At 65.0% G+C, this 18,477-nt stretch carries 15 protein-coding genes and 2 pseudogenes; 10 read left to right on the forward strand and 7 right to left on the reverse strand.

The window, feature by feature from the left end; all coding sequences use genetic code 11:
- Positions 1 to 76: 76 nt before the first annotated feature.
- Positions 77 to 952, reverse strand: coding sequence for an amidohydrolase family protein (locus IH68_RS0124095; RefSeq protein WP_030938639.1), 876 nt, complete (start codon positions 950 to 952; stop codon positions 77 to 79).
- Between the two features lie 1,053 nt (positions 953 to 2,005).
- Between IH68_RS0124095 and IH68_RS59450 the strand changes: the two genes are divergently transcribed.
- Positions 2,006 to 2,269, forward strand: a complete 264-nt coding sequence (locus IH68_RS59450; RefSeq protein ID WP_078912602.1) for a DUF397 domain-containing protein — start codon at positions 2,006 to 2,008, stop codon at positions 2,267 to 2,269.
- A gap of 51 nt (positions 2,270 to 2,320) precedes the next feature.
- Here IH68_RS59450 and IH68_RS0124105 read toward each other — a convergent pair whose 3' ends face one another.
- Both IH68_RS0124105 and IH68_RS0124110 read right to left on the reverse strand, forming a co-directional pair.
- On the reverse strand, positions 2,321 to 3,205 hold the full coding sequence (locus IH68_RS0124105) for a DUF2797 domain-containing protein (protein ID WP_030938641.1): 885 nt from the start codon (positions 3,203 to 3,205) through the stop codon (positions 2,321 to 2,323).
- A gap of 107 nt (positions 3,206 to 3,312) precedes the next feature.
- Entirely contained in the window at positions 3,313 to 3,717 is a 405-nt protein-coding gene (locus tag IH68_RS0124110; RefSeq protein WP_030938643.1) for an HGxxPAAW family protein, read from the reverse strand.
- Between the two features lie 127 nt (positions 3,718 to 3,844).
- Between IH68_RS0124110 and IH68_RS0124115 the strand changes: the two genes are divergently transcribed.
- The 3 genes from IH68_RS0124115 (at position 3,845) to IH68_RS0124125 (ending at position 5,293) form a co-directional block, all read left to right on the forward strand.
- On the forward strand, positions 3,845 to 4,321 hold the full coding sequence (locus tag IH68_RS0124115) for a MarR family winged helix-turn-helix transcriptional regulator (RefSeq protein WP_030938644.1): 477 nt from the start codon (positions 3,845 to 3,847) through the stop codon (positions 4,319 to 4,321).
- 261 nt (positions 4,322 to 4,582) lie between these two features.
- On the forward strand, positions 4,583 to 4,789 hold the full coding sequence (locus IH68_RS0124120; protein ID WP_030938645.1) for a hypothetical protein: 207 nt from the start codon (positions 4,583 to 4,585) through the stop codon (positions 4,787 to 4,789).
- A gap of 255 nt (positions 4,790 to 5,044) precedes the next feature.
- Positions 5,045 to 5,293 (forward strand): hypothetical protein, encoded by a 249-nt coding sequence (locus IH68_RS0124125; protein WP_030938646.1) that lies wholly within the window; start codon positions 5,045 to 5,047, stop codon positions 5,291 to 5,293.
- Between the two features lie 196 nt (positions 5,294 to 5,489).
- Here the strand turns inward: IH68_RS0124125 and IH68_RS0124130 are convergent, their stop codons facing one another.
- Entirely contained in the window at positions 5,490 to 6,383 is an 894-nt protein-coding gene (locus IH68_RS0124130) for a hypothetical protein (protein ID WP_030938647.1), read from the reverse strand.
- Between the two features lie 198 nt (positions 6,384 to 6,581).
- Here IH68_RS0124130 and IH68_RS0124140 point away from each other — a divergent pair, with 198 nt between their 5' ends.
- The 3 genes from IH68_RS0124140 (at position 6,582) to IH68_RS53440 (ending at position 14,137) form a co-directional block, all read left to right on the forward strand.
- Positions 6,582 to 8,357 (forward strand): trypsin-like serine peptidase, encoded by a 1,776-nt coding sequence (locus tag IH68_RS0124140; RefSeq protein WP_234341544.1) that lies wholly within the window; start codon positions 6,582 to 6,584, stop codon positions 8,355 to 8,357.
- A gap of 2,231 nt (positions 8,358 to 10,588) precedes the next feature.
- Positions 10,589 to 10,978 (forward strand): hypothetical protein, encoded by a 390-nt coding sequence (locus IH68_RS0124145; RefSeq protein WP_234341545.1) that lies wholly within the window; start codon positions 10,589 to 10,591, stop codon positions 10,976 to 10,978.
- A 111-nt stretch (positions 10,979 to 11,089) separates the two neighbouring features.
- Positions 11,090 to 14,137 carry an ATP-binding protein gene (locus IH68_RS53440; protein WP_159403722.1) on the forward strand — a complete coding sequence of 1,016 codons (3,048 nt, stop codon included), beginning with the start codon at positions 11,090 to 11,092 and terminating at the stop codon, positions 14,135 to 14,137.
- Positions 14,138 to 14,547: 410 nt separating this feature from the next.
- On the opposite strand, the gene IH68_RS0124150 is transcribed toward IH68_RS53440, so the two are convergent.
- The 3 genes and pseudogenes from IH68_RS0124150 to IH68_RS0124160 form a co-directional block, all read right to left on the reverse strand.
- Positions 14,548 to 14,928 carry a hypothetical protein gene (locus IH68_RS0124150; protein ID WP_030938652.1) on the reverse strand — a complete coding sequence of 127 codons (381 nt, stop codon included), beginning with the start codon at positions 14,926 to 14,928 and terminating at the stop codon, positions 14,548 to 14,550.
- Positions 14,928 to 15,294 (reverse strand): annotated as a pseudogene (locus IH68_RS50100) (ATP-binding protein). The gene IH68_RS0124150 and the pseudogene IH68_RS50100 overlap by 1 nt, the downstream one beginning before the upstream one ends.
- Before the next feature lie 46 nt (positions 15,295 to 15,340).
- A complete protein-coding gene (locus tag IH68_RS0124160; RefSeq protein WP_037885151.1) occupies positions 15,341 to 15,748 on the reverse strand; it encodes an NUDIX hydrolase in 408 nt (135 codons plus the stop codon).
- 109 nt (positions 15,749 to 15,857) lie between these two features.
- Here IH68_RS0124160 and IH68_RS0124165 point away from each other — a divergent pair, with 109 nt between their 5' ends.
- From IH68_RS0124165 to IH68_RS50105, 3 genes and pseudogenes are all read left to right on the forward strand, one after another.
- Entirely contained in the window at positions 15,858 to 16,649 is a 792-nt protein-coding gene (locus IH68_RS0124165) for a GntR family transcriptional regulator (protein ID WP_030938658.1), read from the forward strand.
- Positions 16,650 to 16,817: 168 nt separating this feature from the next.
- On the forward strand, positions 16,818 to 17,174 hold the full coding sequence (locus IH68_RS0124170; protein WP_030938661.1) for a hypothetical protein: 357 nt from the start codon (positions 16,818 to 16,820) through the stop codon (positions 17,172 to 17,174).
- A pseudogene (locus IH68_RS50105) lies at positions 17,174 to 18,405 on the forward strand (FtsK/SpoIIIE domain-containing protein). Before IH68_RS0124170 ends, IH68_RS50105 begins: the two are co-directional and overlap by 1 nt.
- Positions 18,406 to 18,477 lie beyond the last annotated feature (72 nt).

The following is an 18,477-nucleotide window of genomic DNA, read 5'->3' on the forward strand; positions in this document are numbered from 1 at the left end:
GCGGCACCTGCGCAAACCCGGCCTCCATCATCGGTGGGGCCGGGGTGATCAGGGCGTAAAGCCTGCCTGTGGGATCTCACAGCCCGAACAACCGCGCCCCGTTGTCATGACAGACGGCCCGCAGCCAGTCGTCACCCAGCCCCAGCCGCTCCAGGGCGTGCAGCTGATGGACGTACGGATACGGGATGTTGGGAAAGTCGCTGCCCAGCAGGATCCGGTCGCCGAGGTCGCCGAGCCGGGGCAGCGCCCGCCGCGGGAACGGCGCGAGCCGCTCGCTGAAGTCCGTGAACGCCATCGTCGTGTCCAGCCGCACCTCCCGGTACCGCTCGGCAAGGTCGAGGAAGTCCTCGTACTCCGGCATCCCCATGTGCGCGACGACCAGCCGCAGCCGGGGATGCCGGGCCAGCACCCGCCCGACCGGTTCGGGCCCGGTGTGCTTGCCGGGCGCCGGCCCCGACCCGCAGTGCATCACCACCGGGACCCCCGCCTCTGCCAGCAACCCCCAAGCCGGATCGAGGAGTTCACTCGCCGGGTCGTACGCCCCCACCTGCACATGCGCCTTGAAGACCCGCGCCCCGGCGTCGAGAGCTGTCTGCACGTAGGCCTCAACGCCCGGCTCCGGAAAGAGGGTTGAGGTGTGCAGACAGTCCGGAGTGCGGTCGGCGAAGTCCGCAGCCCAGCTGTTGAGCCACTGCGCCATGCCCGGCTTGTGCGGGTAGAGCATGGCGGTGAAGCGACGCACGCCGAACTCCCTTATCAGTGCGACCCGTTCCTCTTCTTCCTTCCGGTACGTTATGGGCCATTCGACGCCGCCGGTCAGCGGCCCCAGTGAGTCGAAGTAGCCCCAGACCTTGCGCAGCACGCGCTCGGGCATGAAGTGGGTGTGCACGTCGACCAGCCCGGGCAGCCCGATCCGCTGCCAGAACCGCCGCACATCCTCGGCCTCAGGCATACGCCCTCGCGAATCCGTAACTGCCCTCGCTCATGTCGTCCACGATCGACCGGAGAGGGATGGGGTGTCCATAGCGCCTACCAAAAGAGATCCAGTAGGGGTTGCGGGGCTGCCGACGGCGCCGGGACGTCTCCTCTGCGCTCGTCCCGGGACCGCTCCTACGAGTCCGTGACCGGGGCGGTACGCGGTGAGAGCGGATTTGGGTTCGCGGCACATGGAGATCTGACGGGCGAACAATGGGCCACAGTGGAGCCTCTGTTGTCGAGGTTCCACTCCGCGTTCTTGGTCGTGGCCCGCGAACCGTGCGACGCCATCGCGCGTTACGGCAAGTGCAGGCTGGCGCTGGGAGAGATTCTCTAGTATTGCCGCTCGTCAGAGACATGGCGGGACGATTCCGCGGGGGTCACACGATTGGCCGCGCCCGAGATGAAACCTGCCACAGGAGTAGGCAGAGTGATGGACAAGGGGGCAACACACCAAACACCAAACACGCCTGGAGAGATCCATGTCACGAATACTCGCGATCAGCGCCGTCCTTGGCTTCGCTCTCGCAACCGCGACTGCCACGGCCGGATCCGCGATGGCCGCACCGTCGGTCCTTCACACCGCCACAAAGGCCACGACGGTCCAGTCCAGCCCGGTCGCCTATCGCCACGGCGGGGATGATGGCGACTGCGACGGCGTCGGCAACCAGTGTGCATGACACCTATCCGCGCGTGAGATAGGGGCAGGCAGAGGAGGAGGGCTTTATGCCTGTCATTTCCTCCTCTGCCTCGCTAACGCTCAACACTCACTCTACGAATATGCCGCGGTCGGTGTCGGCCTCGCCATAGACCCAGATCCAGGAGGCAGCCTGCTACAGCCGGAGCAGCCCAGAGGTTGGTCGGGTTTGCCAATTCACTGCTCATCTTGATTGTTGAAACGTTGGTTGCCGCTCGTGGCCGGCGGCCTTCGAAGTAGCCTGATTCAACGACCCCGCGGCCGGTGCGGCTTGGCGGGACACGGATGACCGAGCCGAGCACCAACGCGCGGGCCGCGGCGGCACGCCCGGCGATGGCACGTCGTAGCACTGGGCAGTGTGCATCGTGGAGTTGCAGGCCACGGGTCCGGTGTACGCGGGGTTCGGGATGCTCGGGCCGGCCGCGGACGGATGACTTCGGTGAAGATCGTCGGCCAGCGGGATACTTCGTGGTCGCCCGCAACATCCCCGGCACCGTCGCCGTCCGAGACTCCAAGGACGCGGACGGGCCAATACTCCAGGTCACGCCAGGGGTCTGGACAGCCTTCCCCCGCCTTACTGACCGGCTCCCCACCTGAACCGCATGGCCGAGGCGCCGCACGCCGGCCCCTCCAGGTTCGACCGACAACTCAGAACAAGCCGTCCTGCGCGCTGGGTCCACGCTTGAACTCCTGTATCGGAAGACTGAGTTCGCCCTCTCCTACAGGTCCCTCGACAGGAAGCAACTCCCACCCCCGCATCAATCGCGTATCCAGCACAACGACGCCACGCCCGGTCACCAGATGCAGATCCGGCCCGGCCGCCGCAACCAACCGCCCGCTCACCGCCCCGCCCGCGACAAGCTCGGTCACCTCGCCGACGGCGGCCGGCAGGTCGGCGAGCCCGAACACCTCGGCGTGATCGACCGGTTGGCAGGGCTCACGGGCGAGTGACTCCGGCCAGCCGTCGAGTGCGAGCGCCCGCCCGTGCAACTCCTCGACCTCTGCCACCCGCTCCGCCTCCGCCACCGGCAACCCGGACCGCACTGCCCGCTTCTCGGCGTACGGAATCCGGTCCGGCACCTGGAGCGCGACCCGCAGCAACTCCTCGGTGCGCCGCGCCGCCATCAGCGGCCCCACCCCCAGCCAGCTGAAGCACACCGCACCCTGCTCAAGCAGCCGTGCGGAGCCCCGCTCCTCGGCCGTGATCCCGACCTTGACCATGCCGGGCCCGAACCACGCCAGATACACGTGGTACGGCCGCGGGTCGTCCGCGATCGTGTCGGCGGCCACCGAGTGCGCCCGGTCCAGCCGCGCACACTCCTCGCACCGCGCCCCCGTACTCCGCCCCGGCACGACCGCCCGCACCGGACACGCATGTCCCCGCGCTCCCACACACGTCCGTACACCCCCGTCCGCGACCCCGAAGGCCACCCGTTTCCCCCAGGTCAGCGCCGAGCGCCGACCGCCGTCCCACGCCAGCACGGGACTGCCTGCCGCCCACCGCAGCCCCGAGCACTTCCATGCCTGTGCCATTGCCTTCGAGAGTAGGGGGCGCCACTGACAACGGACCGTGGCGAGGGCATTCGAGCAGGTCGGTGCCCCGATACAGCCGGTCAGGCCGGTGCCCCGATACAGCCGGTTCAGCGCCCTGATTCAGCGACGACAGCAGGCTCCGGCTCCGCGCCGCCGACCGCCGCGCCGGACGAATCCGCCATACGCCTCGCTCCCCTCGATCCCGGCACTCCCCGTCCGCGCGCGGCCAGCCGGCATCCGACGCACCCGGGATGCCCCTCCCGCGCCGCCAGATCCCGTACCCGCCATCCCCACTGCTCCCTGGGCCGCCGCCCCGGCGGCTTGCCCCATCCCGCAAGGTGCAGCGCCCAGGTGACCAGGACGCTCACGACCACGATGCCGAGCCCTCCGGCCAGGGCGATCACCGAGGCCGTACACACCCCCAGCCCCAGCACCACGGCCCCTGCGGTCGCGACCGCGAAACCGGTCCAGCCCGCGACCGTGTGCCCCTCGTCATACTGGTGTGCGCTCATGTACCCGCCTCCCCGAGGACGAACGGGATCCGGACAGAACCAGACACCGCGCCTGGCCAGATCCCTCACCTCCTAAGAAATTTAGCGCATAAATCTCTCACGATCTAAGGGAATCAGGGAATCCGGAATGCAAGCCAAGCCGCGCCCGACCGCCACCCCGGCCCAGGCGCTGTCGGCAATGGACCACCTCATCGCGACCAGCCTGATCGGCCAGCAGGAGATGGCCCAGCAGATCGGCCTGAACGTCACCGATCTGACCTGCTTCGCCTACGTCATCGAGGCCGGCGAGAACCTGCTCACGGCCGGTGACCTGGCAGCCCGCGCCCACGTCACCACGGGCGCGGTCACCGGAATCCTCAACCGCCTGGAACGCGCCGGTTACGTCACCCGCCGCCCCGACCCGACGGACCGCCGCCGGGTCCGCGTGGCCGCCCTGCCGGACGCGGAGGCCCGCGTCCGCGAGGTCTACGAGCCGTACTACGCCCGCCTGAACCAGCTCTTCGCCGACTACTCCCCCGACGAAATCGCCGTACTGACCGACTGGTTCACGCGCGCAAGCGCGCTGGCAGCCGGCTACCTGGAGGAACACTGCCGAGCGGACTGAACCCCCGGGCGGCACGCATCACTTGGACCGGCCGCTGCACGCGGCGGGGCCAACTCCCCGGCCAGTCAGACCTGCTGCGGGCCGCCTCCCGCCCCGCGCCGAGCCGCTTCAGCAAGAGGGGGGCCGACCACCCCCAGGGGTACGGCCACCTCCACCCTCGATACGGGAGGCCACTCCATGGTTGCGGCGACCGGGCGGCGGCATCGTTGAACCCGACGGATCCCGGAGCCTCTCCGCCCGCCCAGCCGGAAGGAAACCGCCATGAAGCCGCTCCTGCCCTCCCAGCCGAGCACCACCATCGACAACCTGACCGAGGAGCACCCTCACGAGAGCGAGCTCGCCCCGCTGCTCGCCGCCTGGGACCTGGCACACCCGACCCTCGCCGATCCGGAGTGGCGGCACCAGCTGGACGAGCTCGCCCACCCCTGCACCACTGAGGCCTTCCACCGCCTGGCAGCCGCCGCTTGAACTCGTCCATCTGTGTCAGCGTCAGATCACGACGACCACGAGGCCCCGAAATCCTTCGGGGCCTCAAATGCGTGTGAAACCAACAGGATTCGGACTTGCCGCCGACCGTGCTGACGGCGACCGATTCGCCCGGTTGCGCACTATTGACCCCGTATGCCAGCCCCGAAGAGCGCGGCGGGACATATCGGATTAGCCTCCCAAATGAGCGCTTAGTGGATCTTTGATGGCGCGCTCATTCGACCCAAGGAGGAAGTAATGCGCAAGCTTCAGAAGGCCGCTGTCGCGGCCGCCATCCTCGGTAGCTTCACCCTCATAGCCACCGGCACCGCCACCGCCCAGCCCGCGAACCTCATGCATGAAGGTGGTGGGTGCAGGTCCCACGACCTGAATGTCGACATCCTCGGCCAGGTAGGGCTGCTCAACGGCCTGCTGGGCAATGCGCTCAACGGCGAGGGCAACGCGGGCGGTCAGAACAACCACGTCGGCTCCAGTACCTGTGACTAGGTGGCCACTGATCGCGTCACATAGCTGACCGACTTGGGTCTCGGCGCCCGGAGCACAGCTCCGGGCGCCGAGCGCTGTCTCCGCCCACGGGTCACCCCTGACGGTCCGCGGCGCCGAGTCCCGTACCCTGCTTGGCCCGAAGGCCGCACGCAGAAGACCCCAGACCAGCAGCCGGCTCCAGATACCGCGCGGTGTTTCAGGCGGAGTTCCCGCGGCGGGACCTGGCCCGCAGGAACAGAGCCCCCGCCGCCACGGCGAGGAGCGCGCCGCCCACGGCCCAGGCCGCCACGCCGAGGCGTGACGACCCGAAAGAATGCGCAGCCGCCTGCTCCGTGGAGCAGGCCTTTCCCCGGCCGGCGCCCAGGAGGCGCAGCCGGGCCCATGGCTTGTCGGGGCCGCTCTGGCCGACGTCATGCCGGTAGACGACGTAGAGGCCGGGTGCGGCGTCGCACTTGAGGGTGGTGGTGGCGGTCAGGACGGCCTTGGCGCCGCGCAGTACGGGGCGGTCGGTGAAGGCGCGGGAGGTGAGGCTGATGTCCCCGTCCGCTCCCTCGTCGTCGTTGTCGGTGATCGTGATGCGATGGCCGGCCCGGAAGGTCCGCACGTCCCACTCCGACTGGGGCCAGGTGGTGTCCGGGGCCCAGCGCTCCTCCGGGTCGGGCCGGGGCAGCTTCTTCACCTTGTCGCGGCAGGCCCCGCGCGCGGCCTCGTCGACCCCCTCGACGCGCACCCGCGCCCAGCGGAACGGATGCTCCTCGGGGCCCACGTCTCCGGCGCCGCGCCGCAGGACCGGGTAGGTGCCGGGCTCGGCCTCGCAGGCGATGGTGACGGTGGTGGTCAGCAGCGGATCCCTCATGCGCAGCTTGCCTGTCGCGAGGAACACGGACGAGCGCATGGTGTCGCCGTACAGCGCCTCGCCCTGCTTGGCATCGACCGTCAGCATGTCGCCGGGCCGCACCGACCTGACGCTTCCGTACGTGAGCGATGCCGTGGGCGGGGAGACCGAGTCCGAGGCTGCAGCCGGTCCGGCCGCCAGGAGGGGCAGCAGGAGCGGGAGCGCCGCCCACGCGGCGGTACGGAATCTGTCCATCGCCGTTGTGTGTCCTGTCTTTTGACGTTGTGCCGGACAGCACCGCGGGGGTCGGTATGCTGGCCGTCTTCACCGTCGAACTGGTGTGCGATTAAACGAAGCGCGGCATCACTCACCGTCCGGCTGACTTCAAGACGGAAAGACACCTCGTTGCGTTCCAGATACAGATGGGTTCCGGCCCTCGCCCTAGGTCTGTGCGTGGGCATACTCGGCACCGGACCGGCCTCCGCCGCGTCCGGCACTCCCCCCACTCCCGCAAAGGGACCGAGTCTCAGCGAGGAGGAGAAGTACTGGACGGCGGGCCGCATGGACAACGCGGTCCCGGTCGACGCCGCACCGGGCCCGGCCGCCGCCAGGCACGGAATCAGCGCACAGCGCGCCACCGCCCACCGGCCACCGCCGTCCGGCACGCCCGAGCCCGAGCACTTCGCCGGCCACAGGACGGTCGGGACCTTCTTCTTTGACGGCACGCCCCTGGGCGGCCCGAAGACCTACTGCACGGGCAGCGTCGTCCACACGGCCGCCAAGGACATCGTCCTGACCGCCGGCCACTGCGGACTCGGCCTGCAGGGGGCCACGCACCGCATCTTCGTGCCGATGTACCGCAGCGGTAAGTCCGCCGCCGAGCAGCCGTACGGAGTCTTCCCGGTCGCCCAGATGTACCTGGACGCGCGCTACTCGAAGAACACCAAGTCGGCCGCGTCCGACCTCGACCTGGCCTTCGCCCAGGTGGACGCCAACAGCCACGGCAAGGTGGAGGACGTGACGGGCGCCCTGACCTTCACGCCCACCAGCAGCTACCACCACAAGGTCACCGTCATCGGCTATCCCGGATCCGGCGACATCAACCCCGGCCACACGCCGGTCCGCTGCCCGGTCAGCACCTCCCAGCTGCCGGGCTTCCGCCAGCTGCGCATGACCTGCAAGGGCTTCTACGGCGGTGTCTCCGGCGGCCCCTGGATCGAGGACTACGACAGCGCCACCGGTACCGGCAAGGTCATCGGCAACACCGGCGGATACAACGGCGGCGGCAACGACGCCAACGACGACTGGGTGACGTACGCCCCGGTCTACGGCAAGGACGCCCAGGACCTGTTCGACCACGCCGCCGCCCACCGGCAGCTGGGCAGGAAGCCGCCCTACCAGGGGCCGGGCGACCCATGGCTGCCCGGCTCGGCGGCCACCTGGCAGCACGCCGGCCTGCTGGCCTCGGGTGACTTCCGGCAGACCGGCCACAGCGACATGATCGTGGTCTGGACCGACGGCGAGGTCACGCTCTACCCCGGCAACGGACACGGCGGCTACGACACCGAGCGACGGCTGCTGGCCCCCAACGGCACCTGGAAGAACGCGAAGACCATCACCGCCGGCGACTTCACCGGGTCGGACCAGTTCGACCTGCTGGTCCGCTGGGTCGACGGCGAGGTCACCCTCTACGGCGACGTCGGCTCCAACGGCCTCGACCGGGCGGGCACCCAGATGATCAAACCGAACGACACCTGGAAGAACGCAGTCCAGATCGCGGCGGGCCGCTTCAACGCCTCCCAGCACGTCACCGACCTGATCGTGCGCTGGGTCGACGGCGAACTGACCCTGTACACCAACGTCGGCGCCGGCACCTTCGGCCAGGAGCACAAGCTCAAGGACCCGAACGACACTTGGAAGAACGCCACGCTCCTCACCAGCGGCGAGTTCTCCGGCAACACCAAGTGGGACCTCATGGTGCGCTGGATCGACGGCGAACTCGACAACTACGTCGGCACCACCACCTCGGGCCTGGGCAGCGAGCAGCGCATCCTCGACCCCGACAAGACCTGGACCCACGACACGGCCATGACGACCGGCAACTACTCCGGAAACGGGCGCACCGACGACCTCGTCATCCGCTGGTCCGACGGTGAGACCACCATGTACACCGACACGGGAGCCACCCGGCTGGGAACCGAGCACACGCTCGTGGCCCCGACCTCCTGATCGGACGGGACACCGATGTGGAACCCCGCCACCGACAACGCAGGCTTGCCCACTCTGTCGGTGGCGCCCCCCCACCACCCGCGATCCCCTGGCGGCTCCCCCTCCGGCTGATCAACCGTCGCCGTACGGGACTGACTTACGCCGCGGGAAACGCCGAGGGCCCCGGATCTCTCCGGGGCCCTCGACCTGTGTGCACTCGGCAGGATTCGAACCTGCAACCTTCTGATCCGTAGCTCTACAGAGATCGGGCGTTGACGGCCATACAGGTCGCTCGGCAGCCCCTGGAGGGCACTGCTGGGCGAGGACGGTTGCTGTGGTTGCTGTACTCCGCTGCTGTACCGCAGCTCCTCGGGCCTCGTCCGGACAACGTCCCATCGGGCACCTGCGGGAGCATGGGCGGTTGCGTGGCGTCGCTATGACGCGGCATTCGGGTTACGGCGGCCAGCCAGTCGGCGCCAGGCGACCCAGAGATTGACCACAAGCACTACCGCTCCCGCGATAGGCCAACCCACAGATCCACCGTCGCGGTGGGTCTCAATGCCCACTGCCAGCAGCAAGACGCCGATCACTGGGCCCAACAGGTCCATGACGGCATCCAGACGATCTACGACCTTCGACAGGTTGGCCATGTGTTGATCGTGACAGGTCAAGGCGGCATCTGCACAGAGCTGCCGCTGACCGCAGGCAAACCGTTGATTCGCCCCGCCACTGGACTGGTCCGCTTTCATCGTGATTCCCGCGGTTCCGCGCTCTATCGGGTGCGTCCGTGGTGCACAGCGCTGTCAGTGGCTACCCGTAGGCTGCGGAGCGTTGGGTCGGTCTGTTATCTCGGCAAGGAGAGCACGCGACCAAGGGGGGTGGCTCAGAAGAGATCCCCGAGCCACGCCGGTCCGGGAGCTCGTGAAGCTTCGACACCACCCCCCTCCCGACAGCCGCCGAGAGGTGCCGGACCGCGTACAGATCACTTCTTGCGACGCCTGCTCGCACGCTTCTTCAGTTCGGCCTGGCCACGCTTGGTCCAGTCACCCTGATGGAGGTAGCAACGTGACGTGCCCTTCAGCGTCTTGTTCTGACAACGACCTCCAGCCGCCGTCGGCCAACCGCACTTCCCCTGCTTCCACTCGCCCACGGTCTCTCCCCCTCCCGCTGGTCCGCTTCGCGTCCGGGCATCCAGCGTGTGCCACGTAGCCGACACAGAGCAGGGCGCACGGTCGGTGGAGTCAGGCGATGCGGGCGCACGCCGGTCAGTACGTCTGGAGCACTCTTATGGGTGCACGCTTTCCAACTGTGTTGGTGCCTCGCCGAGCCGCGTACAGGGTCGTTCACCTGCGTTCACGGTCGGCTGGTCGCCGGAGCGGCTACAGGCTTCGGTCCCGTCTGAACGTCCGCGAACGGCGCTGAATGAGACGGAAACTGAGACGGACGGCGGGGCCGAGCTCGCTAGCATCTTCGCTGTTGAAGGGGGAAGCCATGGCACTGGTCCGCAAGGGATCACGACGGATCGTTGTCGACGGCACGGCCTACCGCTGGCGGCTGCGCGACGTAGGCCGACCTACTTTCAGGCCCTGGCCTGGACGCCGTGCACATTCGCGGTCGAGCAAGTGGACGCCTCCGGTACAACGCTCGTGGTCACCGCCAACCAGCCGCATCCGAGCAACTGGTTCGGACGTGAGGCCAAGCCTGTACGGCCGTCTGACGTCGCCCACGCCATCGAACTCGCCCTTCGCGGGGGATGGACCCCAGCGGAGCCTGGCTCCGCGTTCTGCCTCGGCCTATCCGCCGGCTTCACGCCGTCGCCCTGAGCAAGTCAACGAGACCTGAGCTTGGGAAGCTGAGGTGATCCAGGGCGGAGCGGGTGGTTGGCCTGCGCAGGACCGCTGGTAGTGCCTGGGGCCCGGTGGCTTGCTGCCTGCTGTTCCCCGTGGCTCCCCGCACAATCTGACACACATATGGCACGTGTGGGCAGGCTTCGGGTTCTAGCTCCAAGTTGCTGACTCTGGGCCGGCCGCTGCTGCGTCCCCTACCTTCTTCTCCCCGCGTAGGGCAAGGAATAGCCATTTTGATGCATATCCAGGGCGCTACGTGGCCAGATGCTCTAGTGTGCTGTGGCGGCTAGCACAGCAAGAGGGGGGCACAAATCCTTGTCTGGAGAGACAACGCCGGAGTGCGAGACAGCGCGGAAAGACTTCGCTCTGGAAAGGTATCGCTACATACTGCAGCAAATTCACGCAGTGAATGAAAATACGTATCGATTTCTTGCGATTTATCAGACTCTTGCCACGACCCTGGTCGGTGCAGCCCTCGCTCTTTTTGTAGGCTACCGAAAATGGGGCCTGGATGCAGCAACTGCACAACGCGGCGTGATTGGCCTCCTTATCCTGGCCACGGTAGTGGCTGCATTCACCATCACATTAATGATCGTGGGCGTGATTGCTTGGGTTGACTACCGTAATGAGGAATGCGATATCACCGATGAGATCGTCGCAGTCGGATTTCGCAAAAGGCCGCAAATTGCGAACTTCTCTCGCTGGTACGAGACTTACGTCCTCCTCTTCATTCTGGTCTCGCTGGCCGTGATGTGGCTCCTCGCGGGAGTTTTCCTCTTGCCAGCGATGAATTAACTATCTGTCTGGGATCTCTGAAGTAGCTCGCCAAAAATCACGCATCAAATCTTTCGTGGATTGATTGGAGTCATGATGGCAATTTCAGACCACCTTTCGTACGCGGAAAGCATGGCTCAACAAGCGGGAAGCCTGGAAGCCTTCGGCGGAATCAGCGTTGTTCAAACACGGCGAGAGGTCGAGGAACTACTGAGCCATATCGGAAAGGATGGACTCTTTGACCAATACACAAAGCATGACATCAGTCACATCGTGGCAATGCTTGGGAAGCTCGACTGGTTGATCACTGAGGAAACTAAAGAGGCAATGTCAGGAGCAGATTGGCTACTTATTGTTCTCGCAACCTACTTCCATGACTTGGGAATGTTGGTCACTAAGGATGAGTTCGAAAGAAGAGGGCAATCCAGTTTTGCCGATTTCTGCGAAGAAAACCTTATGACTGACGATAACGACGGACGCGACTATAAGACACGAATCGCGGAGCTGAGTGAAGAAGAAAGGGAAAAATTCCTCTATCAAGAATTCGTCAGATACCACCATGCCACCCGCGTTGCGAACTGGATCGAGGGGAAGCAAACCAATGAGATTGGCGTAGCAACTACGCTTCTCGAAGAAGTGAAGCGCATCCTGGCCCCATTGGATGACGTATTTCGTGAGGACTTGGCTAAGGTGTGCGAAAGTCATCACTTGGAAGATCTAGACAACGCGAAGAAGTACCCCGTGCGGAGGTATTACGGAGCTACTGAGCAAGAAAAGGCTAATGTCCAGTTTGCTGCGATCCTTTTGCGCACGGTTGATCTTCTGCATATCACCCGAGATCGTACTCCATCGATTGCATTTCGGGTACTTAAGCCATCTGACCCCGTGAGTCAAGCGGAGTGGGCTAAGCAGTCGGCAGTTCGTGCAGTTACTCCAAAGCCAGGCTATGACGGAGAAGGAAATGTGAGTGAGACTGCCGCGAGGGACACTATTGAAGTCCACGCTCGGTTCACGGACGGAGACGGCTTCTTCGGACTCACTTCGTATCTGAATTTCGCTTCTGCAGAGCTACGCGCCAGCCATGAGTGGGCAGAAAAATCGACGCAAAACCTCGGCGTCAACCATGTTTTCCCGTGGAAGGAAATCGATACCACAAAGGTCGAAGCAAAGGGCTTTTTGACAGAACCCTTCCAATTCTCCCTCGATCAAGAGAAAGTGCTCGATTTGCTAACCGGGCACACTCTGTACAACGACTCTAATGTCGTTCTACGAGAGCTGATCCAAAATTCAATCGATGCCGTGCGTTTGGAGCACGGCGAGCTATCAGTATCGATGGGTGAGGTGCGAGTTAAGTGGGATTCAGCTGAGCGCACACTTGAAGTATGGGATAACGGAACGGGCATGACTCAGAGAATTATTGAGAATAACCTGCTGCGTGCTGGGTCGAGCCGTTACCAAGATCCTGAATTCAAAAAGCAGAATCCAGATTTCAGCCCAATTAGCCGATTCGGTATTGGGGTGCTTTCCACCTTCATGATCGCTGATCAGGTGGAGGTTCTCACATGCCACCCAAATGAAGAGAAGGCGCGGCAGCTATCGCTTCGTTCAGTGCATGGAAAATATTTGGTTCGAACGCTGGACAAAGAATGCGTTCCTAGCTTCATTCGTCCTCATGGGACGGTGGTCAAACTCTCCCTTAGGCCTAGTGCGAAACCGGGAGATTTTCTTAGCGTTGCCAAGAATTGGGTAGTTCTACCCGACTGTCAGGTATCTGTTCAAATTAATAATGAAGAACCTGTCTCTATCGGCTTTGCCAGTATGGCGGATGCGCTGGAGAGCTTCATCCGTGATTCCGCTGAAGGTAATGCCATCGAGCTCGATAAACAAAAAATCCGAGTAATTCAGCGAGATGGGGATGGCTTCTCGATTGCCTATGCGGTGAGATGGAACGAATACTTCCGAGAGTGGACGTTCCTGGATATTCAAAATCAGGACGATGAGGATGAGGAATCAGATCCGATGGTGGGGGTCTGTGTCGGGGGAATTCGTGTTGAAGGTAATACTCCTGGATATAGGGAACCTACCTTTTGGGCCATCGCTAATTCTTTCGGACCCAACGCTCCACGTACGAACGTGGCTCGTTCGGCCGTCGACGCCACCCCGGAATACAAGAGGTTCATCAATAATTCATATGAGGCTTTCTGTGCTCATGTCGAAGAAGAAGTTTCACTCCTCCAGTCAAAGCGTGGCTACTCACTGACATGGGCGACCGCTGAAGCAAATGTAATCAGCGCAGATTTGACTTCGGGGCGGCCTGTCTCTCAGTCGCAGCTGCGAGAGGTTGTTTCATCGCTTCCCTTGTTTGTTGTCGAGCAGGGGGAGGAAAGGAAATCAATCTCGGCTAAGGAATTGAATGATTACGATGCTGTACATGTGATTCATAGTTCCGCGACAGATCATATGGAACATCTTCTGCGTGAGATCCCAGGCGCATCACGAGCTGTGCTCGGGAAAATGCTCAATCGCGACACAGTGAACGATATTTCAGCCTCCGATCTGGTTATCTGTTCCCATCTTGGGCGCTATGACTTTGCGGACAGTTTGCTGTTGAGCGCCTGGGAAGTTTCGGGGATGGTTCTGGATAATGCAATCAGATCATGCAAATTCACTCTCGGGAGAATTAGGGAAGCCTCACGCTGGTCGCGCACTACATTGCGCGGGACTTTTCTTGAGAAGCTCCAGGAAGACCGCGATCACTACACTGGGCGTCCCTTCCAGCTGGTTCGCCTTCCCCTCCAAGGTGTCGTTGCGGCTGGATTTGATGAAGGTGAAACTCTTGAGTATGGCGCGGTTCTGGGGGATATGAAGTATCTACGGCCTGGCCATCCGTGGCAGTCGATGGTAGACGATGTGCTTGCTAGCCCGCTTGCTCCTCATGATAAAGAATTGCGAGTGACTCTCCTTGCGTGGCTGATCTCGCTTAGCTTCCGCAACAGAGGTCTCGCGCAGGCAAGGCCGAGTGCGCTTCTCGGGTCGTTGGATGAGATCAAAGTTCGACTTGAAAGACTTCGGGTCACCGCCTGGATAGATTTTGAGAAGTTCGCAGAAGTCACCCAAGATGTAGACAGGCTTGAGATCTTTGATACTCGTAGATGGAGTCGCGGCTATCTAGGATTCTGACGCCGAGAGGCGCGCGTTATTCGGAGATGCTGTGCCACGGGATGCAGCGTACTGCTGAGGTCTGCGGAGCGGGTTTGGTCGGTGGCCTGCCCGGTCTGGGGTCGAGCATGATCAGGGGGCCGTACGCTGGTTGGCAGCTCGGGCAGGCTTTGGGCCTGACCGCAATTAGCACGAGTGGCCCCCTGGTCTTGCTCGACGCGGGACCCGGACCGGGGAGGTGGCTAAAGCCGTGGAGCCCCCAGCCACGACGTACCCATTCTCTGGCGTCACGCTTGCAGATTGCTGTGCGCGCGGCACGGGCGCCGGCCGGGCTGGAGCGGGGCGGAGACAGGAGCGCAGGCCCGGCCGGGGGTCGGGCCGCGCGCGGGGAGCGGAGCGAGCCGCCTTGAACCAGTAGAGAAAGTTGTAACTCAGTCGGACGCGTGGGGCTTGAAGTCGTATGCGCAGGCTGGAAGTTCGACCCACTGGCGGTGTGCGAGCGGCAGGAAGAGCACGGGCCTGATCGTCCAGGTGATGCGGGTGTCGGCTTGGGTCACCGACACCGTGCAGGGCTCGAAGCGCAGGAGGGCTCGCCTGGTCCTGATGCGGCCGAAGTACAGCCAGTGCCATGCCTCGTCGGAGGCGTCCGGGTCCAGGGCTGGTGTGATGGTGCGGAGTGCTATCGCGACCCATCTGTCGGCCTGGGGGACGGTGTAAGCGTCGAAGGAAGCCCGGAGGGTCGGCTGTCCCGTGGTGTCGGTGAGGTCTTCGGTCCAGCACTCGCACCAGAAGCCAGGCAGGGGCTCGTCCATCAGCACGGGTGACCTCCCGACGAGCAGTCCGAGAAGAGCTCCGCGGTGATGGTGTGGCCGCCGTCGGTCTCGTGGACCACGACCCGGTGAGCGATCGCGCTGACCATGCCCAGACCCCGGTGTGACTGACAGGGCGACTACCTGCGCCGAGACCGCCAGAGCCAGATGGAAGCTGCCGGATGTCTGCCCGCTGGCCGTGTGGAGGATCGCGTTCGCGCTCAGCTCGCTCACGATCAGCTCGGCGTCCTCGGCCAAAGGTGAGCCGCGCAGGATGTCGCGGATCCAGCGGCGGGCCCTGCTGACCTCTTCCGGAAATCCTGGGCAAGTGAGCCCCCAGACCCGGGCTGTACTCGTATACTCGTGCATACAAGTTCCTTCATGCTGGTAGGCCGCCATGTGCAGCGGGTTCGGGCTAGACGAGTTTCACGCCGTCGTGGGCGCGGATGGCCGGCGGGGACGCCGCGTCGAGTGCGTCAAGGACGCGGATCGCGTACGCCTCGTCGGCAAGGTCGGAGACTTCTTCACGGGTGGCCCAGCGCAGGGCACGGGTCTCGTCGCCGGTGGTCGGCGTGCCGTCGGCGGCCTGGCAGCGGAACACCAGCGAGACGATCAGGCCCGTCATGTTCTTGTAGACACCGGTCAGGGTCGCGGGAAGTGCGATCTTGATGCCGGTTTCTTCGAGGACTTCGCGTTGCAGGGCCTCGGGGATGGTTTCCTCGCGTTCGAGGACACCGCCCGGAGGTTCCCACTTGCGGTTGTCGCGGCGCTGGATCAAGAGGGCACGGTTGTGGGCGTCGACGATCACTCCAGCGACGCTCACCGAGTGCGGACGGTCCATGCTCACGTTCCTCGGCCCTCTCGGCTGGCTAGGCTCTCCACCGTAGCAACAAGACTCGCCCACACGTCTAGATACCTAAAGGAGTACACGCGTGAGCCCTTCCCTTCCTTCAGGCCTCCTCGGCGACCTGGACCCCACGAGTGATCGTGCGGTCTTCCGGCAGATCGCCGACCAGCTGCGCGAGGCCATCGACCGCGGGCGATTCCACGAGGGCGACAAGCTGCCCTCGGAAGCCGACCTTGTCGAGCACTACGGGGTATCCCGTATGACGGTCCGAAACTCCTTCTCCATCCTCCAGGGGGAAGGGCTCGTACACGCCGAGCACGGCAAGGGCGTCTTCGTCCGGCCACGACCGCCTGTCCGGCGCCTGGCCTCGGACCGGTTCGCGCGGCGTCACCGGGAGCAGGGCAAGTCCGCCTTCATCGTCGAGGCCGACGCCGCCGGCAGCCACCCGCAGGTCGACTCGCTGGAGGTCAAGGAAGAGAAGGCCAGTCCGGACGTCTCGGCCAGGCTCGGCTCGGTGCGACGCGTGCTCGCCCGCCGTCGGCGATACCTCCTGGACGGGCGGCCGGTCGAGTTCGCCACCTCCTACCTGCCCCTCGACATCGCCCGCGGCACGCAGATCGCCGAACCCGACCCCGGGCCTGGCGGCATCTACGGCCGTCTCGAAGAACTGGGCCACCGCCTCGACCACTTCGAGGAGGAGATCCGAGCCCGGATGCCCTCGCCGGCCGAGGTGAAGACGCTCCGGCTGGCCTCCGGCGTGCCGGTCATTCACCTGATCCGCACTGCCTTCGATACCGAGGGGCGGGCCGTCGAGGTCTGTGACACGGTCATGGCGGCTGACGCATACGTGCTGTCGTACCACCTTCCGGCGACCTGATCGTCATGGTTTGCGGTGGTACGCGTGGGCGATTCCCGGACTCGTACACCCCAACGTGCATACTCGTATAGACGAGTGGGCAAGTTGTGTGGCAGTGTGGTCCGCACGTTCCCGGCAAGCGGGTTCGCAGACCGCTACATGTATAGACGAGTAGATAGGAAACCCGCCTTGCGTACCATCCGTGTTGAGACCTCGGCCGCGACGATCCTGCTGACCGAGGCTCCCGAGCCCAAGGTCCGCGACCGTCAGACGGGCGAGATCGCCAAGGACGCTGTCAGCGGTGAGGCACTGATGACGATCGGCGTCGTCCACATCGAGGACGGCGAGTCGTCGCTCATCAAGGTCACCGTTCCCGAGAGCGGTGTGTCTGAGGGGCTGAACCTTGGGGCGCCGGTCTCGCTGCCCGGCCTCGTTGCCCGGCCGTGGGAGTCCGTGTTCAACGGGCAGCAGCGGCACGGCATCGCCTTCCGCGCCGCCGCCGTCACCCCGGCCGCCTTCCCGGCCGCTGCGGGGGCCGCCGCCTGATGTCCGACCTGACGACACTTCTGGAGGTGGGTGGTCCCCTCGCCGCGCTCGGCGGCGGGGCCGCCTACACCCGGGCCAAGCACCCGGCTCTCTACTGGTCCACGGTCGGCCTGCCGGTATCCGCGGCCCGGCTGCTCGGCTCGTACGGCTCGGTCATGGAGGCCTGCGGGCTGACCGTGGCGCCCTCCCGACTGCGGGTTCTGGCGGTCAAGGCCACCACCAACCGTGAGGTCCGGCCGGTCCCGCCTCGGCGGGGACTGATCCGGCCCACCTCGACCGGGCTGCGCATCCGGCTCCGGCTCGCACAGGGGCAGGAACCCGCCGACGTAGCCGCCTCGGCCGAACGGCTGCGGCACGCCTGGGGCGTTCACGCCGTGTACGTCACCACCCCATCCCGCACCAACTCACCCTCGGCGCAACCCTGTCCGGTAAGTCCATGTACCTGCGCCACCTCATCACTGGTCTGGCCCCGCAGCCGGTTGCCCTGGTCGGCATCGACTGCAAGCGGGGTGTGGAGCTGGCGCCGTTCGCGGCCCGGCTCTCGGCTCTCGCGACCGATCCGGAGCAGGCGGCCGAGCTGCTGCCCGTGCTCGTCAGGGAAATGGAGGATCGATACGACCTGATCAAGGCCCGACAGGGCATCGCCCCGGACACCCCGGAGGAGGAGATCACCTCGGACATCTGGGGCTTGCCCGAGCACCAACGCCCTACGCCGATCGTGCTGTTCGTGGACGAGGTGGCCGAACTCTTCCTCGTCGCCACTCGCAAGGACGAGGATCGGCGCGACGAGATGGTCACCCAGCTCATCCGCCTCGCCCAGCTCGGCCGCGCCGCCGGCATCTACCTGGAAGTGTGCGGGCAGCGCTTCGGTGCCGAACTCGGCAAGGGTGCAACCATGCTCCGGGCCCAGCTCACCGGCCGTGTCTGCCACCGCGTCAACGACGAAGCCTCCGCCAAGATGGCGCTCGGCGACATCGCCCCCGAAGCAGTCATGGCCGCGTGCGCCATCGCCCCCGAACGCCCCGGCCTGGCGGTCGCCGGTGACACCTCTGGCGGCTGGTCCCGCATCCGTACCCCCTACCTCTCCCTCGGTGACGCGGCCGAGATCTGCCGCGACTCCGCGCACCTGGTCCCTGTTCTGCCCGTGCTCAAGCCCTTCCGCCCCGACGTGCCCGTACGACCCGTCGAGGCTCCGGCCCCAATCGTCAAGCCGCGCCCGGTGACCGACTAACGCTCCACCCACCCCGGTTGGTGTGACCGCCTCGCGCCGAGTCCCTACCCCTGCCATGCCCGAATCCCGGAA

The organism is Streptomyces sp. NRRL S-646, from assembly GCF_000720765.1.
GTDB lineage: Bacteria > Actinomycetota > Actinomycetes > Streptomycetales > Streptomycetaceae > Streptomyces.

Bases quoted from the DNA above. Each gene is read 5' to 3' on its own strand.
- IH68_RS0124120 (WP_030938645.1), top strand. From the start codon at position 4,583: ATGAAGCCGCTCCTGCCCTCCCAGCCGAGCACCACCATCGACAACCTG.
- IH68_RS53440 (WP_159403722.1), top strand. From the start codon at position 11,090: ATGGCTCAACAAGCGGGAAGCCTGGAAGCCTTCGGCGGAATCAGCGTT.
- IH68_RS0124125 (WP_030938646.1), top strand. From the start codon at position 5,045: ATGCGCAAGCTTCAGAAGGCCGCTGTCGCGGCCGCCATCCTCGGTAGC.
- IH68_RS0124110 (WP_030938643.1), bottom strand. From the start codon at position 3,717: ATGAGCGCACACCAGTATGACGAGGGGCACACGGTCGCGGGCTGGACC.
- IH68_RS59450 (WP_078912602.1), top strand. From the start codon at position 2,006: ATGGCACGTCGTAGCACTGGGCAGTGTGCATCGTGGAGTTGCAGGCCA.
- IH68_RS0124115 (WP_030938644.1), top strand. From the start codon at position 3,845: ATGCAAGCCAAGCCGCGCCCGACCGCCACCCCGGCCCAGGCGCTGTCG.
- IH68_RS0124105 (WP_030938641.1), bottom strand. From the start codon at position 3,205: ATGGCACAGGCATGGAAGTGCTCGGGGCTGCGGTGGGCGGCAGGCAGT.
- IH68_RS0124095 (WP_030938639.1), bottom strand. From the start codon at position 952: ATGCCTGAGGCCGAGGATGTGCGGCGGTTCTGGCAGCGGATCGGGCTG.
- IH68_RS0124150 (WP_030938652.1), bottom strand. From the start codon at position 14,928: ATGGACGAGCCCCTGCCTGGCTTCTGGTGCGAGTGCTGGACCGAAGAC.
- IH68_RS0124130 (WP_030938647.1), bottom strand. From the start codon at position 6,383: ATGGACAGATTCCGTACCGCCGCGTGGGCGGCGCTCCCGCTCCTGCTG.